We start from the raw sequence: 15,209 nt of genomic DNA on the forward strand, positions 1-15,209 counted from the left end.
CAAAGAACCGAAAGGTGCAACCATGACCGAGCACACCCCCCTCGACCTCACCGGCACGGCGGATGACCGCATCGCCCAGCTCACGCAGCTGGACGCCGGCGACCTCTCCGCCGACTGGCTCCGCCGCCAGCTCGACGCTGCGCTTCAGGCCTGGGCCGACGACGAGACGACCCTCGATATCGACGAAGAGGCGCGCGTCGACTACTGACCCTGGCCTGCGCCGTCGGTGTGGCGCGGGTAGTCGGTGTAGCCCTCGCGGCCTCCCCCGTAGAACGTCGCCGGGTCGGGCTCGTTCTCGGGGTGGCCACCCTGCCAGCGCTCCACGAGATCGGGGTTCGCGATCGCCAGGCGCCCGACGGCGACAGCATCCGCCTGCCCCGCGGCCACGTAGGCAACGGCCTCATCTTTCGTGGTGGGCCGATCGAAGCCGCTGTTGGCGATGAGCACCCCGCCGAAACGGGCGCGGAGGTCCTGCACCAGGGCACCCGTCGGGTCGGGGTGCACCACGCTCAGGTAAGCGAGCCCGAGCGGGGCCAGCCCGTCGACGACGGTCTCATACGTCTCGCGCAGGTCGGCCTCATCGGTCTCGGCGATGTCCTGCACCTTGTGTCCCGGGGACAGTCGGATGCCCACGCGGCCCGGGCCCACGGCGTCGGCCACCGCCTGGGCCACCTCGATCACGAACGCCGCCCGCGCGGCGGGTGAACCGCCGTACTCGTCGGTGCGGACGTTCGACGACGGTGACAGGAACTGGTGCAGCAAGTAGCCGTTGGCGCCGTGGATCTCCACCCCGTCCATGCCCGCATCGATCGCGCGGCGGGCAGCGACGACGAACTCGTCCTTGACCGCGGCGAGTTCGGCGGTCGTCAGCGCGTGGGGCACGGGGAAGGCGGCCTTGCCCTTCGGGGTGTGCACCTCGCTCTGGATCGCGATCGCACTCGGGGCCACGATCCGTTCGGTCCCGGTGATGTCGGTGTGCGACACGCGGCCGCCGTTCATGAGCTGCATGACGATGCGTCCGCCCGCGGCGTGCACGGCATCGGCGACGGCACGCCAACCGGCGGCCTGCTCGTCGGTCACGATCCCCGGCTGGCCCGGGTAGGCGCGCGACTCGGCGCTCGGGTACGTGCCCTCGGTCACCAGGAGGCCGAGCCCAGCGCGCTGCGCGTAGTGCTCGGCGACGATCGGGCCCGGTACCCCGGCTTCTCCCGAACGCATGCGGGTGAGCGGCGCCATCACGACGCGGTTCGGAAGATCGAGGTCGCCGACGGTGAGCGGGGAGAACAAATCCAAGGGGAGGCCTTTCCAGAGATCGCCCGGCACCGGTCGGTGTCCGACCCGAGCGATAACGGGGCGCGCGACGACGGTATTCCGCCTCGTCGCCGTGGGGGGCGGTTCAGCGCACGACGGAGCGCTGCTCGCTCGCCTCGTCCGGCGTCCACAGCATCGCGTCCGCGCTCGCGCCGTAAGCCACGACGTGACCGGAACGCAACACGAGCACGTCGGCGTCGAGCTCCCGTGCAGCATCCGGATCGTTCGTCACGATGAACGCCGACATGCCGTACGAGGCGCGGCGGCGCAGGATCGCTTCGCGCACCGCTCCACGCACCTCGATGTCGAGATTGGCGTAGACGTCGTCGGCGACGAGCAGCCGCGGATCGAGCACGAGCGCCCGTGCCATCGCGACGCGCTGACGCATACCGGCGCTGAGTTCGTACGGGTACTTCTGCGCCGCCCCGAGCGGCAGCTGCAGTTCATCGAGCAGGGTGGCTACACGCACCGCGAGGGCGCGACCGTTGACGCGACGATCGCGGCTCGTGATGGGTTCGCCGATGACCTCGGCCACGGTGAGGCGGGAAGGCAGAGTGGCCCCTGCCCCCTGCGGCAGGTAACCCGCGAGGTAGGTCAGCGTGCGCACCGCCCGGCCGGGGCGTCGAGCCGAGATCCCCTGAACGATCGCCTCTCCCCCGACCACCGCCAGGTCGCCGTCGGGGCGGCCGGCGAGCACGGCGGCGAGGCTCGACTTGCCTGATCCGGTCGGGCCCATCACCGTCAGTGTCGCGCCATGCGCGAGCGTGAACGAGACGCCGTCGACGATGCGCTGCCCCGAACGGGCGAGGGAGAGATCGGTGGCCTGAACGGCGACATCGGCGGTCTGAGCGCGGGGCATGCTCTTCATCCTGCCTGCGCTCAGCGCACCGCGCTACTGCACGTCGAGGAGGCGCTGCCGGTCGAGGTCGAGATCACGCAGCTTCAGGCGCAGCTCTCGCCCCTCGACCGAGTCGGGGGGAACCCGCTGAATGGCCCCCAGCAGCCCCGTCTTCTCGCGTTCGAGGGCGCGGCGCACGAGGCCGCGTGCCAGGTCGTTCGCGGAGGCCACAGCGTGCGCTTCGTCGCGAGCGGGGAAGTTCGAGGTCAGCAGTTCCGCGGCGAGCGAGCGGTAGGGCTCGCGCACCGCTCCGACGGCTTCGGCGGCCCAGCCCGCACGCGTGAGCTCGCCGGCCTCGGCGATCACCGCGCGCACCGCCTCGAGAGCAGGGTGGGTGAAGGGCGACGCCACGGCGCGCGCGACCAGGACCGGGTCGACCCGATGCCCGTATTGCAGCAGCGCCATCAGCGCGTCGCGCTCGATCGCGACGTCGCGGGTGTGGGGCAGGGAAGCGACCGTCACCCGCAGCACGGGGGGCTCGGATGCTGCGGCCTCGGGCGAGGTCGGCGAGGTCGGGCGATCCTCTGACCGCGGTGCGCGGGCCGCGCGGTCGACGGCCGCCTTCACTTCGGAGAGGTCGAGGCCCAGGCGCCGTGCGAGCACGCGGGTGTATCCCGGACGCAGGGACGGATCACGGATCTCGGCGACGATCGGGGCGGCGGTGCGCAACCCGCCGGCGCGCCCCTCGACCGTGCCGAGGTCGAAGCCCTTCAGACGCTGATCGATGACGAACTCGAACATCGGCACCTTCGCGTCCATCAGGGCACGCACGGCACCGTCGCCGCGCTGGAGCCGCAGGTCGCACGGATCGAGGTTCTCCGGGGCGACGGCGACGTAGGTCTGCGCGGAGAACCGCTTCTCTTCGCCGAACGCGCGGAGGGCCGCCTTCTGACCGGCCGCGTCGGGGTCGAAGGTGAAGACCACTTCGCCCGACGCGGAGTCGTCGCCCATGACCCGCCGCAGCACGGTGATGTGGTCGGTGCCGAAGGCGGTACCGCACGTGGCTATCGCGGTGGTGACACCGGCGAGATGGCACGCCATCACGTCGGTGTAGCCCTCGACGACGACGACCCGGTGCCCGCGGGAGATGTCTTTCTTGGCGAGGTCGAGCCCGTAGAGCACCTGCGACTTGTGGTAGATCGGGGTGTCGGGGGTGTTGAGGTACTTCGGCCCTTGGTCGTCATCGAACAGCTTGCGAGCACCGAACCCGATGACCTGACCGGTGATGTCGCGGATGGGCCAGACGAGGCGCCCACGGAACCGGTCGTACACCCCCCGCTGCCCCTGCGACACGAGACCGGCCTGCAGCAGCTCGTCGCGCGTGAACTTCTGCGCGAGCAGGTGGTCCATCAGCGTCGACCACCCCTGAGGTGCGTAGCCGACTCCGAAGTGCGCGGCCGCGCCCGCATCGAAACCGCGCTCCCCCAGGAAACGTCGCGCCGTATCGGCATCCGGCAAGAGCAGACGGCTGCGGTAGAAGTCGGCGGCGGCGGCGTTCGCTGCGTACAGGCGGGAACGCCCGGAGGTCTCGGGGGCCGCCCCGCCATCCTCGTAGTGCAGGCTGAACCCGATGCGCCCTGCGAGACGTTCGACCGACTCGGTGAACGACAGGTGGTCCATCGCGCGGAGGAACGAGTAGACGTCGCCGGATTCGCCGCAGCCGAAGCAGTGGTAGAAACCCACCTGCGGACGCACGTGGAAGCTGGGGCTGCGCTCGTCATGGAAGGGGCAGAGGCCCTTCATCGAACCGACACCCGCCGGCTTGAGCGCAACGCGCTCTCCCACGATGTCGGCGATGTTCGTGCGGGCCTTCACCTCGTCGATGTCCGCCTGACGGATGCGGCCGGCCATCAGCGGTCCCCGGCGCTCGGTGCGGGTGCGGTCGGGGCCCAGATCCCGAGGGAGGCCGCGTCGACCTCACCGATGAGACGGGTATGCCAAGCGATCGCGAGCTGGTCGGTGAGGCTGGCGACCTGGTCGACGATCACTCGGCGGCGCGCGGTGTCGTCGGTCGCGAGGGCGAAGTCCTCGGCGTGGATCGCGTCGAGGGCGTCGGGCCGTTCCCACAGGGCGGTGGCGAGGCGCTTGAGCACGCCGCGCTGCTCCTTGTAGAGGGCTTTCCGGCCGTCGATCGAGACGACGGTGGCCCCGATGATGCCCTTCAGCACGGCCATTTCGGCTTCGACGACCCGCGGCACCACGACGTGCGCCCGGTAGCGCGTGAGCGTGTCGGCCGGGTACGCCTCACGGGTCGCCGTCGTCGCTGCGCGGGCGAAGCGCCCGATGAGGTCAGAGGTCAGGTTCTTGAGGCGCGCCAGATCGGGGCGCGTTCCGTCGAAGGACGGCAGCCATTCCGGCAACCGCATCAGCCGGTACAGCGCATCCTCGAGTTCGTCGCGCGGGAAGTCGAACCCCACCCACGACTGGATCGCCGTCAGCAGGGCACCGTGCTCGCCGGTGTCGGACAGGCGAGCCGGATCGAGGTAGAGGTTGACGACGGCGTCTTCGAAGTCGTGCACCGAATAGGCGATGTCGTCGGAGAGGTCCATGACCTCGGCTTCGATACAGCGGACACGCCCCGGCGCCCCCTCTCGCATCCACCGGAAGACGTCTTCGTCGTCGGGATAGACGCCGTATTTGAGCCGTCCGCCGGGGTCGGGCAGGGGGTGTTCCGAGGTCCACGGGTACTTGCAGGTGGCGTCGAGGCTCGCCCGGGTGAGGTTGAGTCCGTAGCTGCGCCCGTCCGTTCCGATGACCTTCGGCTCGAGGCGCGTGAGGATGCGCAGAGTCTGCGCATTGCCCTCGAACCCGCCGATGCCTTCGGCCCAGTCGTTGAGGGCTCGTTCACCGTTGTGACCGAACGGCGGGTGCCCGAGGTCGTGACTGAGGCACGCGGTGTCGACGACATCGGGCGACAGTTGCAGCGCGGTGGCGAGCTCGCGCCCGACCTGTGCCACCTCGAGCGAGTGCGTCAGCCGGTTGCGGGCGAAGTCGGCGGGGCTGGCGGGGCTCAGCACCTGCGTCTTGGCGGCCAGGCGACGAAGTGCCGCCGAGTGCAGCACGCGGGCCCGGTCGCGAGCGAACCCGTCGCGGCGCGATCGGTGGTGCTCGATCTCGAAGCGGGCGGCGTCGGCGTCGTCGTAACCGAGCGGGCGGGCGGCACCGGTGACCACCGCGCCGGACTCAGCCACCACTGGTGTCGAGTTCCGCATCGGCGAGAGCGGTGGATGCTTCGTGCCCGAGCTCGCGCGAGGAGAGCCAGCCATCGGGAAGCGCCGGGCGCTTGGGTGTTCCGGCACGCCCGCGCTGGCCCTCGGCGGCGGCCCCGGGATAGGGCGCGTCGAGGTCCATCGTGGCGATCAACGCGTCGATCTCCGCCAGCGTCGACACGGATGCGAGTTGCGCCCGAAGCTCCCCACCGACGGGGTATCCCTTGAAGTACCAGGCGACGTGCTTGCGGATGTCGCGGCAGCCGCGTCCCTCATCGTCGAAGAAGTCCACGAGCAACTCGGCGTGGCGACGGAAGGCCTGCGCGACGAAATCCAGGGTCGCATCGACGGGCTCGGCGCGCGCCGCGTCCGGACCGCCGAGGGCGCGGGCGAGGTCGCCGAACAACCACGGACGTCCGAGGCATCCACGCCCCACGACGACCCCATCGCATCCGGTCTCCGCCATCATGCGCACAGCGTCGTCGGCCGACCAGATGTCGCCGTTGCCGAGCACGGGCACGCTCGTCACCGCCTCCTTCAAGGCGGTGATCGCTGACCAGTCGGCGGTGCCGGAGTAGAACTCCGAGGCGGTGCGCGCGTGCAGCGCCATCGCGGCGACACCCGCGTCTTCAGCGATGCGACCCGCGTCGAGGTAGGTGAGGTGGTCGACGTCGATGCCCTTGCGCATCTTCACGGTCAGCGGGATGTCGCCGGCCGCACGGACGGCACGCGTCACGATGTCGCGGAAAAGGCCCAGCTTCCACGGCAACGCCGCTCCACCGCCCTTGCGTGTGACCTTCGGCACGGGGCAGCCGAAGTTCAGGTCGATGTGGTCGGCGTGGTCCTCTTCGACGATGATGCGCACCGCACTCTCGACGGTCGCGGGATCGACTCCGTAGAGCTGGATCGACCGCGGCGTCTCGGACTCGTGGTGACGGATCAGACGCATCGTCGCCGCGTTGCGTTCGACCAGCGCGCGGGTGGTGATCATCTCGCTGACGTAAAGACCCGCCCCGTATTCGCGGCACAGCCGACGGAACGCGGTGTTCGTGATGCCCGCCATCGGCGCGAGCACGACGGGCGCGTCCAAAGTGATGGGCCCGATGCGCAGAGAGCGCGCCGGGGCGAGGGTCGGAGTCACAACAACATTCTCCCACTCGTTCAGCCCGCCCAGCCGCGCACGCCTTTAGCCTGGGGATATGACCGCCGATTCCACACCCCTGCGCGACATCGAGTTCCATACCGCCGAAGGCGAGACCACGACGCTCGGCGCCTACGGGAAGGACGTGCTGCTCATCGTGAACGTGGCTTCGAAGTGCGGGCTCGCACCGCAGTACGAGCAGCTCGAGGAGTTGCAGCGCACGTACGCCGACCGCGGCTTCACGGTTCTCGGGTTCCCTTGCAACCAGTTTCTGCAGGAGTTGGGCTCGATGGACGAGATCCTCGACTACTGCGCCACCACCTGGGGGATCAGCTTCCCCATCCTCGACAAGGTGAAGGTCAACGGGCCCGGTGCGGCGCCCCTGTACAAAGCGCTGAAGAAGGCCGACGACGTCGAGGGCAAGCACGGCCCGATCATCTGGAACTTCGAGAAGTTCGTGCTGACCCCCGACGGCGACGTGCACCGTTTCCGTCCGACGACCAAGCCGAACGACCCGGCGATCGTCTCGGTCATCGAAAAGGCTCTAGGCGACTGATTCGCGCTCGACGCTCGGTTCGGCAGCGGTGTTCTCCGCTTCCCGGTGCTCGCCCCAGACCTGACGGGCGATCTGGGCGAACGCGTCGGCCGGCTGGGCGCCGCTGACGCCGTACTTGCCGTCGATCACGAAGAACGGCACACCCGAGATGCCGTATTCGGCTGCCTGAGCCTGGTCGGCGCGAACGTCGTCGAGGTAGCGCTCGGAGGTGAGGGCCTCGCGGGCCTGCTCCTCGTCGAGTCCCACTTCGGCGGCCAGCGCGACGAGCTCGTCGTCCTGGCCGAGGTGGCGCCCCTCGGTGAAGTAGGCCGACATGAGGCGCTCGGCGAGTTCTTGCTGCTTGCCGTTGGCCTTCGCGAAGTGCAGCAACTGGTGCGCCTTCACCGTGTTGGTGTGCTTGAGCAGATCGAATCGGTACTGCAGCCCGGCATCGGCGGCGACGCCGGTGACACGGTCGAGCATCTGACGCGCCTCGTCGGCGGGGATGCCCTTGTGGTGGGAGAGGTAGTCGGTCTCGCCACCGTCGAAGTCCACCGGTGTGTCGGGTGCCAGCTCGAAGGAGTGGAATACCACATCGACCACGGGGGCGTCGTCGTCGGCGGATGCTTCCGCCAGCCCCTTCTCCAGGTTTCGCTTGCCGATGTAGCACCAGGGGCAGGCGATGTCGCTCCACACGTCGATCTTGATGGCGTCCGTCATGCCGTTCGAAACCGCTCGACGGTGCCGCGCATTCCCGACTACGCCGAATCCGGGGCGTCTTTCGCACCGCCGAACCGACGGTCCCGTGAGAGGTAGCGGTTGATCGCATCCCAGAGGTCGGTGCGGCGGAAATCCGGCCAGAGCCGGTCGAGGAACACGAACTCCGCGTACGCCGATTCCCACAGCAGGAAGTTGGACGTGCGCTGCTCGCCACTGGAGCGGACGAACAGGTCGACGTCGGGCATGTCGGGCTGGTACAGGTGACGGCGGATCAACTTCTCGGTGACGGCGGAGGGGCGCAGCCGCCCGTCCGCGATCTGGTCGCCGATCGCGCGCATCGCGTCGACCAGCTCGACGCGTCCGCCGTAGTTGACGCACATCGTGAGCGTGAGCACGTCGTTGCCGGCGGTGAGCTGCTCCGCGTACTGCAGCTCCTTGATCACCGATCCCCAGAGGCGCGGCTTGCGTCCTGCCCAGCGCACCCGCACGCCCCACTCGTTGAGCTGGTCGCGCCGACGGTGCAGCACGTCGCGGTTGAAGCCCATGAGGAAGCGCACCTCGTCGGGCGAGCGCGACCAGTTCTCGGTCGAGAACGCGTACACCGAGAGGTGTTTGACCCCGGCCTGCACGGCCCCGGCGACCACGTCGAGCAGTGCCGCTTCGCCGGCGCGGTGACCCTCCACGCGCGTCAGCCCCTGCCGGTTGGCCCATCGTCCGTTGCCGTCCATCACGATGGCCACGTGTTCGGGAACCGCACCCTTGGGGTAGGTCGGGGGGTACTCCCCCGTCCAGTCCAGCGGGCGGAAGGGCACCGCGTCACGGTGCGTGTAGGGCTTGGGTGTCATGGATGGTGTGCTTCTGCTCGGGAGGTCTCCACGTGGGCGAGCGAGCGGATGCCGCGCTCGAGGTGCCACTGCGCATACGCGGCCACGAGCCCGGATGCCGCGGACGTGGAGGAATCCGGGGCATCGGCGACAGCATCCCACTCCCCCGCCATCAGCGATCGGAGGAGCGACGTGGTCGCGGGCGCGACGCGGGCGGCCCCCGCCGGCGCGCAGTCGGAGCAGACCAGCCCGCCCAGCTGGGCGACGAAAGCAGTGTGCTCACCCGTCCTGCCGCAGCGGGCGCACTCCGTCAGCCCCGGTGCCCAGCCCGACAGGGCCATGGCGCGCAGCAGGTAGGAGTCCAAGACGCTGCGCGGAGTGTGCTCGCCTCGCGCGAGGGCGCGCAGTCCGCCCACGAGCAGCAGGTACTGCTGCGGGGTCGCCTCGGCCTCGTTCAGCCGGTCGGCGGTTTCGACCATCGCGTTCGCCGAGGTGTAGCGCTCGTAGACCGTGACGATTTCAGCGCCATACGATCCGATCGATTCGGCCTGCTGCACGATGTCGAGCGAGCGGCCCTGGTACAGCTGCACGTCGGCCACCATGAAGGGCTCGAGGCGGGAGCCGAAGCGCGAGGACGTGCGCCGTACGCCTTTCGCGACCGCGCGCACCTTGCCGTGACGGCGGCTGAGCATGGTGACGATGCGGTCCGCTTCACCCAGCTTGTGGGTGCGCAAGACCACGACTTCGTCGCGGTAGGTGGGCACAGTCCATTATCCGTCGCCCCGCCGCCCGGGCGGCGGTCACACACCGCGGCGCGCGGGACAATGGTGGGGTGGAACCCCCCGTCTTCATCATCCCGCTCTGGGCCGACCTCACCGCCGTCGCACTCGGCGGGGTGCAGGGCGCCCTGTTCGCCTCGGGGTTCCGCGGTCAGCGACGCCTCGATCTGCTGGGCGTGGCCATCATCGGCATCATGGTCGGCATGGGCGGCGGACTCATCCGCGACCTACTCCTCGGCGTCGCGCCCGCAACACTGCAGAGCAACTGGTACCTCCTGACGGCGACGGCAGCGTCCCTCGTCGGGATGCTGCTGGCGGGCCTGTTCCAGCGGGTGAACCGGCTGATCGTCGTGTTGGATGCTGTGGTCATCGGCATGTTCGGCGCTTTCGGCACGAGTAAGGCCCTCGCCCTGGGTCTGCCGGTGATCCCCTCCGTCTTCGTCGGCGTCGTCTCGGCGGTCGGCGGCAGCGTGCTGCGCGACGTGCTCATGGGCCTACCCGTTGCGATCATGCACGTGGGCTCGCTCTACGCCGTCGCAGCCGCGGCGGGATGCTTCACGCTCGCCGGCGCATCGGCGCTGGGGCTGCCGCTCGTCGGCGCGGCGATCGCCGGCATCATCGTCACGGCGATCATCCGCATCCTGGCCGTGATCTTCGACGTGTCGCTGCCGGAACAGCGGATGCTTCACCGGCGGAAGGTCGCCGCGGAGACCTCGGCGATCCCCGTCATCCGCCCCGACGCCTCCTGAGAGGCCCGGGGCGGACGGGGATCAGACGGAGGCGAGCGCGTCGACGGAGCGGTTGGCCCGGATCGCCCGGTTAACGCCCGAGACGATCGCCTTCAGCGAAGCGGTCGAGATGTCGCCATCGATGCCGATGCCCCACAGGCGCACGCCGTCGACCTGCAGCTCGACGTAAGCGGCCGCCTGCGCGTCGCCCCCCGCGCTGAGGGTGTGCTCGACGTAGTCGTAGAGCGCGATGTCGAAGCCGCGTTCGCGCACGATCGCGAGGAATGCGTCGATCGGGCCGTTGCCGTGCGACGTGGCGTCCTCCGCCTCGTCGCCGTCGCGCAGGCGGACGTGCAGTTCGACGTCGCCCGACATGTCGCTGGCCGTCCGGGTACCCAGCAGCTCGAAGCGGCCCCAGCGGGCTTCTTCAGCATCCGTCGGCAAGTACTCATCGGTGAAGATGTCCCAGATCTGGTCGCTGGTCACCTCGCCGCCCTCGGCGTCGGTCTTGGCCTGCACGACGCCCGAGAATTCGATCTGCAGCTTCCGCGGCAGGTCGATGGCATGGTCGGCCTTGAGCAGGTAGGCGACCCCGCCCTTACCGGACTGCGAGTTGACGCGGATGACGGCCTCGTAGGAGCGCCCGAGGTCTTTCGGGTCGATGGGCAGGTACGGCACGGCCCATTCGATGTCGTCCACGGTGACGCCGGCGGCGTTGGCCGCGGTCTCCATGGCCTCGAAGCCCTTCTTGATCGCGTCCTGGTGGGAGCCGCTGAAGGCGGTGAAGACGAGGTCACCCGCCCACGGGCTGCGCTCGTGCACCGGCAGCTGGTTGCAGTACTCGACCGTGCGCTTGACCTGATCGATGTCGCTGAAGTCGATCTGCGGGTCGATGCCCTGCGTCAGGAGGTTCACGCCCAGGGCGACCAGGTCGACGTTTCCGGTGCGCTCGCCGTTGCCGAAGAGGCATCCTTCGATGCGATCGGCGCCCGCCATGTAGCCGAGCTCGGCCGCAGCGATCGCGGTGCCGCGGTCGTTGTGCGGGTGCAGCGACACGATGACGTTCTCGCGGTGGTTGAGGCGGCGCGACATCCACTCGATCGAGTCGGCGTACACGTTCGGGGTGGCCATCTCGACGGTGGCGGGCAGGTTGATGATGACCTTGCGCTCAGCGGTCGGCTCGAACACCTCGAGCACCTGGTTGCAGATGTCGACGGCGAAGTCGAGCTCGGTGCCGGTGTAGCTCTCGGGTGAGTATTCGTAGAAGACCGAGGTTTCGGGCACCGTCTTCTCGTACTCGCGGCAGAGGCGCGCTCCGGCGAGGGCGATGTCGATGATGCCCTGGCGGTCGGTGCGGAACACGACGTCCCGCTGCAGCATGCTGGTCGAGTTGTAGAGGTGCACGATCGCCTGGCGCGCGCCGGCGATCGACTCGTAGGTGCGGGCGATCAGGTGCTCACGCGCCTGCGTCAGCACCTGGATCGTGACGTCCTCGGGGATGCGGTCCTCGTCGATGAGCTTGCGCACGAAGTCGAAGTCGGTCTGGCTCGCACTCGGGAACCCGACCTCGATCTCCTTGTAGCCCATCTGCACGAGCAGCTCGAACATGACGAGCTTGCGCTCGGGGCTCATCGGGTCGATGAGGGCCTGATTGCCGTCGCGGAGGTCGACCGCGCACCAGCGCGGGGCCTGCGTGATGCGGGCGTCGGGCCACGTGCGATCGGGCATCTCGACGCGGATCTGCTCGTGGAACGGACGGTACTTATGGATCGGGGCACCCGAGGGCTGCTGCGTGTTCTTCATCTTCTTGTCGCTTCCGTCGTGTCGTGAATTACGGGCCGACGACGAACTCCGCGACGAGGAAGGCCCTAGATCGAGGCCCCGCCGCGGCGGCTAAGAAGGAGGAGGGTGCCTGCGCGCATGTGCCGATGCTAGCAGGGTTGACGTCCGGCGCCGAGAAACCACATCCGGCTGACACACCCTGCCTGGCGGTGATTCTCGGCGCGATCGTGGTTTCTCAGCGGGGGTGAGATCCCCTCCCCGTGTGGCGGGCGGAGGGGGGAAACCCCCGCTGCGGGCGAGGGGTGCGGCTCGTTACCCTGCACCTGCGGGGGACATCGGCGCGGGAGGCGGAGTCGGATGGGCGGGACGAAGTGGCGCTCCGGGAGACCGACGCGACGCGCGGTCGCATCCCTCCTCCTCGTGATGCTGGTCGGCGTCGCGCTGCCCGCGTGCTCGAGTGGCGGGAAGATCGGGCAGCTCCTTCGCCCCGGCCTGTCCAGTGCCGATGGCACCTTCAGCAGCTATGTCGACGATGTGGGAAGGCTCGCACGGCAGAGCGAGGTGACGGTGCCCGCTGAGCTTGACGACGCGATGCGGGCGGCGAAGGCGGAGGCCGCCGCGGGTGCTCGGCTCACCGATGAGGAAGCGGCACTCCTGGCCCGGGGCGAGGAGTGGGTGCAGACCTTCCACCGCCTCGACGAGTTCCTGGCGTTCGCCATCGACTGGCAGCTCGCGCTACCCGATGATGCCGTGCGGCTGGTGAACGGGAGCCTCCTGCCCGATCACACCCTCGCGTTCCGCGAACGGCTCTACCTGTGGGAACACCAGGCGTTGAAGGCGCTCATGTGCACGTCGGCGCGGGACGGCCTCGACGCGGCCGCCGAGGCGCAGGCGCAGGCGGCGAGCCCGAGCTACGAGGTCACGCTCGACAGCGTCGAAGACATCGAGCAGTACGTGCGGTCGGGGTTGTCTCTGGAATTCACCGGGGTCGACGCGGCCGTCGATCTGGTCGAGCTCGCGGACGAGACGTTCGGTCTGCACAATGACTACGTCGACGGGATCGTTGCCGTGGCGGAATCGCCCAGCGGCGCCATGGCCGCGGCGAACATCGTCTACTTCCGCGCCTGCGTCGCGCGATAGCGGGCGTCCCGCGCCTCCTCGCTACGCTCGGGGCATGACGCAAGGTTTCGCCGGATGGCACGTGCTGTTGTTCTTCTACCCGGTCATGTTCGCCATCGCCGCGGTTGCGCTCTACTTCGTGATCCGCTTCGCGGTGCTTCACGCCCTCAAGTCGCACACGAGGTGGCTCGATCAGGGCAAACCCTGAGGCGCCAGCATCCTCGCGTCGTCGATCGAGGAAACGAAGCGGATCGAGGAGCGGATGCTGCGGGCGCGCCCTCGTTCCGCGTCATCTCCTCGATCCGCTACGGGTGATTCGGGGCCGCGCGATAGCGGGCGTTGCCGCTGTGTTCTCGGACGGCCGTGACGATTGCCGCAACCGTGTCATCGAGATCGGATTCGTCCCCCGGGCGGGCGGAGAGCTCGGCGATGAGGGCCCGCTTCACGTCGGCACGCTCGATCCCGGCTGGGATCGCGAACGCCAGCACGTCGAAGTCCCGCTCCTCGTAGTGCGGCACCGAGGCACGCACCCTGCCGTGATCGGGATCGTCGCTCGTCAGGTGGAGGTGGGTGCGCAGCTGCGGATCCAGCCGGGTCGCGCCGACGTACGCCACGGTTCCGTCTGAAGCATCCACCCAGACGTACACCCACGACTCGGCTGACTCGATCCCGCCCCGGCGGACCGGAATGATGCGCGCAGCTGTCATGGGCGTAACCGTAGCGAGCTCGCGCGCCATGGATCGAGGAGATGAAGCGGATCGAGGAGCGGATGCTGCGGGCACGCCCTCGATTCGCGTCATATCCTCGATCCGCTACGAAGCTTCTATATCTCGTCAACCCCGGTTTGAGCGCGATTGCGGCTTTGCCGTGGAGACCGATCGGTCAACGGGCAGCCTCGTTCGAAACCTCGGGAAGGTCAGCGCCCTCAGTGCCACGACGAACTCGAGTGGGTCCTGATCTCGTCGCCGACGGTGAAGTGCCCCAACTATTGCTGGAGACGCCGTCGGACGCCTCCGGACGGGCTACTCCGGTGCGCTGAGCTCGACAGAGACGATGCGGTCATCGTCTGCGCCTGCTGACCCGGGGCCGTCGGTGTTGCTGGTGACGAGCCAGAGGGTTCCATCTGGAGCTGGAGCAACCGCACGCAGGCGGCCATATTCGCCGGCGAAGTAGTCGACGAACGTGTCGGGTTCCGAGACCGGCACCGCCCGCAGGACTTCTCCGCGGAGGTTGGCGATGAAGACGGTGTCATCGACGATTGCGATTCCGCTGGGGCTGGCGTTGGCGGGTGCCCAGACCTGCGCGGGGTTGATGAAGTCGTTGTTCTCCCCGGTGCCTTCCACGGCGGGCCAACCGTAGTTGCCGCCGGGAACGATGATGTTGAGTTCGTCCCAGGTGTCTTCGCCGAATTCGCTGGCGAACATGGTGCCGTCGGCGGCCCACCCCAGGCCTTGCACGTTGCGGTGGCCGTAGCTGTAGACCGGTGAGTCGGGGAAGGGGTTATCCGAGGGGATTGTGCCGTCCGGCGCGACGCGGAGGATCTTGCCGGAGAGGGCGGTGACGTCTTGGGCGCTGCTGCGGTCGCCAGTGTCGCCGATGGAGGCGTAGAGCATGCCGTCCGACCCGAAGGCTAGGCGGCCCCCGTTGTGATAAGACGAGGACGGCAGGTCGTCGATGATTGTTTCGGGTGGCCCGAGGGAGAACGATCCAGCTGTTCCCTGAAGGTCATACCGCTCCACCCGGTTTCCTCGCTGTCCGGACGAGTATGCGAAGAGGGCGTTCCCGTCTTGGATTGCGAGCCCGAGGAGGCCGCCTTCACCGCGGGGCTGGACGCCCGCGACCTGCCCCACTTCTCGGGACTGGCCCGCGTCATCTAGCTCCAGGATGCGACCGGAGTCGCGCTCACTGATGAGAGGTGTGGTTCCGGCGAAGACGACTGACCAGGGAACGTCCAGCCCGCTCGTCACTTCGGTGGGGGTTCCCACTGGGACGCGCATGCCAGACGAAGGTTCCGGTGACTCAGACACGGCGGTCGCGGTGGGGGTGACCGCTGGCGTTTGGGTGGCGGTGCACCCGGCGAGGGCGCTGATAAACGCTACTGCGACCACGATGGCTGGCAGGGTGCGCGGAGATGTCACGGGTGTTCCTTTCGTCGAGGGCGCC

General features: G+C 68.8%; 16 protein-coding genes. 5 read left to right on the forward strand and 11 right to left on the reverse strand.

From position 1 onward, the window contains the following. The first annotated feature begins 22 nt into the window (after positions 1 to 22). Entirely contained in the window at positions 23 to 208 is a 186-nt protein-coding gene (locus tag ACFXP5_RS02540) for a hypothetical protein (protein WP_394543378.1), read from the forward strand. Here the strand turns inward: ACFXP5_RS02540 and ACFXP5_RS02545 are convergent. From ACFXP5_RS02545 to dusB, 5 genes are all read right to left on the reverse strand, one after another. Continuing rightward, on the reverse strand, positions 202 to 1,293 hold the full coding sequence (locus ACFXP5_RS02545; RefSeq protein WP_394543379.1) for an alkene reductase: 1,092 nt from the start codon (positions 1,291 to 1,293) through the stop codon (positions 202 to 204). The genes ACFXP5_RS02540 and ACFXP5_RS02545 overlap by 7 nt on opposite strands. Before the next feature lie 103 nt (positions 1,294 to 1,396). Then, a complete protein-coding gene (locus ACFXP5_RS02550; RefSeq protein WP_394543380.1) occupies positions 1,397 to 2,170 on the reverse strand; it encodes an ATP-binding cassette domain-containing protein in 774 nt (257 codons plus the stop codon). Between the two features lie 33 nt (positions 2,171 to 2,203). Next, positions 2,204 to 4,060, reverse strand: a complete 1,857-nt coding sequence (dnaG, locus tag ACFXP5_RS02555) for a DNA primase (protein WP_394543381.1) — start codon at positions 4,058 to 4,060, stop codon at positions 2,204 to 2,206. Then, positions 4,060 to 5,421, reverse strand: coding sequence for a deoxyguanosinetriphosphate triphosphohydrolase (locus ACFXP5_RS02560; RefSeq protein WP_394543382.1), 1,362 nt, complete (start codon positions 5,419 to 5,421; stop codon positions 4,060 to 4,062). Before ACFXP5_RS02560 ends, dnaG begins: the two co-directional genes overlap by 1 nt. Continuing rightward, on the reverse strand, positions 5,393 to 6,559 hold the full coding sequence (dusB, locus tag ACFXP5_RS02565) for a tRNA dihydrouridine synthase DusB (RefSeq protein WP_394526745.1): 1,167 nt from the start codon (positions 6,557 to 6,559) through the stop codon (positions 5,393 to 5,395). Before dusB ends, ACFXP5_RS02560 begins: the two co-directional genes overlap by 29 nt. Before the next feature lie 58 nt (positions 6,560 to 6,617). Here dusB and ACFXP5_RS02570 point away from each other — a divergent pair, with 58 nt between their 5' ends. Beyond that, a complete protein-coding gene (locus tag ACFXP5_RS02570; protein ID WP_394526747.1) occupies positions 6,618 to 7,115 on the forward strand; it encodes a glutathione peroxidase in 498 nt (165 codons plus the stop codon). Here the strand turns inward: ACFXP5_RS02570 and ACFXP5_RS02575 are convergent. The 3 genes from ACFXP5_RS02575 to recO are packed head-to-tail and all read right to left on the reverse strand — an operon-like array spanning position 7,104 to position 9,402. After that, a complete protein-coding gene (locus tag ACFXP5_RS02575) occupies positions 7,104 to 7,814 on the reverse strand; it encodes a DsbA family oxidoreductase (protein WP_394543383.1) in 711 nt (236 codons plus the stop codon). The two genes, ACFXP5_RS02570 and ACFXP5_RS02575, sit on opposite strands and share 12 nt — an antisense overlap. A 38-nt stretch (positions 7,815 to 7,852) precedes the next feature. After that, entirely contained in the window at positions 7,853 to 8,659 is an 807-nt protein-coding gene (locus ACFXP5_RS02580; protein WP_394543385.1) for an isoprenyl transferase, read from the reverse strand. Next, positions 8,656 to 9,402 (reverse strand): DNA repair protein RecO, encoded by a 747-nt coding sequence (recO, locus tag ACFXP5_RS02585; RefSeq protein WP_394526751.1) that lies wholly within the window; start codon positions 9,400 to 9,402, stop codon positions 8,656 to 8,658. Before recO ends, ACFXP5_RS02580 begins: the two co-directional genes overlap by 4 nt. Before the next feature lie 68 nt (positions 9,403 to 9,470). Here recO and ACFXP5_RS02590 point away from each other — a divergent pair, with 68 nt between their 5' ends. Continuing rightward, positions 9,471 to 10,166, forward strand: a complete 696-nt coding sequence (locus tag ACFXP5_RS02590) for a trimeric intracellular cation channel family protein (protein WP_394543386.1) — start codon at positions 9,471 to 9,473, stop codon at positions 10,164 to 10,166. A 21-nt stretch (positions 10,167 to 10,187) separates the two neighbouring features. On the opposite strand, the gene leuA is transcribed toward ACFXP5_RS02590, so the two are convergent. After that, complete coding sequence (gene leuA / locus ACFXP5_RS02595) at positions 10,188 to 11,948, reverse strand: 2-isopropylmalate synthase (RefSeq protein WP_394543387.1); 1,761 nt, start codon at positions 11,946 to 11,948, stop codon at positions 10,188 to 10,190. 336 nt (positions 11,949 to 12,284) lie between these two features. On the opposite strand from leuA, the gene ACFXP5_RS02600 reads away from it, so the two are divergent. Both ACFXP5_RS02600 and ACFXP5_RS02605 read left to right on the forward strand, forming a co-directional pair. Further along, positions 12,285 to 13,067: a hypothetical protein gene (locus ACFXP5_RS02600; protein ID WP_394543388.1), complete on the forward strand. Its 783-nt coding sequence runs from the start codon at positions 12,285 to 12,287 to the stop codon at positions 13,065 to 13,067. Between the two features lie 34 nt (positions 13,068 to 13,101). Next, a complete protein-coding gene (locus ACFXP5_RS02605) occupies positions 13,102 to 13,254 on the forward strand; it encodes a hypothetical protein (protein WP_394526757.1) in 153 nt (50 codons plus the stop codon). A 97-nt stretch (positions 13,255 to 13,351) separates the two neighbouring features. Here ACFXP5_RS02605 and ACFXP5_RS02610 read toward each other — a convergent pair whose 3' ends face one another. Further along, positions 13,352 to 13,753, reverse strand: coding sequence for a hypothetical protein (locus tag ACFXP5_RS02610; protein ID WP_394543389.1), 402 nt, complete (start codon positions 13,751 to 13,753; stop codon positions 13,352 to 13,354). Between the two features lie 315 nt (positions 13,754 to 14,068). Then, positions 14,069 to 15,184, reverse strand: a complete 1,116-nt coding sequence (locus ACFXP5_RS02615; protein WP_394543390.1) for a PQQ-dependent sugar dehydrogenase — start codon at positions 15,182 to 15,184, stop codon at positions 14,069 to 14,071. Positions 15,185 to 15,209: the final 25 nt, after the last annotated feature.

The organism is Microbacterium hanjuni (genome assembly GCF_043556395.1).
GTDB lineage: Bacteria > Actinomycetota > Actinomycetes > Actinomycetales > Microbacteriaceae > Microbacterium.

Bases quoted from the DNA above. Each gene is read 5' to 3' on its own strand.
- ACFXP5_RS02600 (WP_394543388.1), top strand. From the start codon at position 12,285: ATGGGCGGGACGAAGTGGCGCTCCGGGAGACCGACGCGACGCGCGGTC.
- dnaG (WP_394543381.1), bottom strand. From the start codon at position 4,060: ATGGCCGGCCGCATCCGTCAGGCGGACATCGACGAGGTGAAGGCCCGC.
- ACFXP5_RS02605 (WP_394526757.1), top strand. From the start codon at position 13,102: ATGACGCAAGGTTTCGCCGGATGGCACGTGCTGTTGTTCTTCTACCCG.
- ACFXP5_RS02610 (WP_394543389.1), bottom strand. From the start codon at position 13,753: ATGACAGCTGCGCGCATCATTCCGGTCCGCCGGGGCGGGATCGAGTCA.
- ACFXP5_RS02550 (WP_394543380.1), bottom strand. From the start codon at position 2,170: ATGCCCCGCGCTCAGACCGCCGATGTCGCCGTTCAGGCCACCGATCTC.
- ACFXP5_RS02540 (WP_394543378.1), top strand. From the start codon at position 23: ATGACCGAGCACACCCCCCTCGACCTCACCGGCACGGCGGATGACCGC.
- ACFXP5_RS02580 (WP_394543385.1), bottom strand. From the start codon at position 8,659: ATGACACCCAAGCCCTACACGCACCGTGACGCGGTGCCCTTCCGCCCG.
- ACFXP5_RS02570 (WP_394526747.1), top strand. From the start codon at position 6,618: ATGACCGCCGATTCCACACCCCTGCGCGACATCGAGTTCCATACCGCC.
- ACFXP5_RS02560 (WP_394543382.1), bottom strand. From the start codon at position 5,421: ATGCGGAACTCGACACCAGTGGTGGCTGAGTCCGGCGCGGTGGTCACC.
- leuA (WP_394543387.1), bottom strand. From the start codon at position 11,948: ATGAAGAACACGCAGCAGCCCTCGGGTGCCCCGATCCATAAGTACCGT.
- ACFXP5_RS02575 (WP_394543383.1), bottom strand. From the start codon at position 7,814: ATGACGGACGCCATCAAGATCGACGTGTGGAGCGACATCGCCTGCCCC.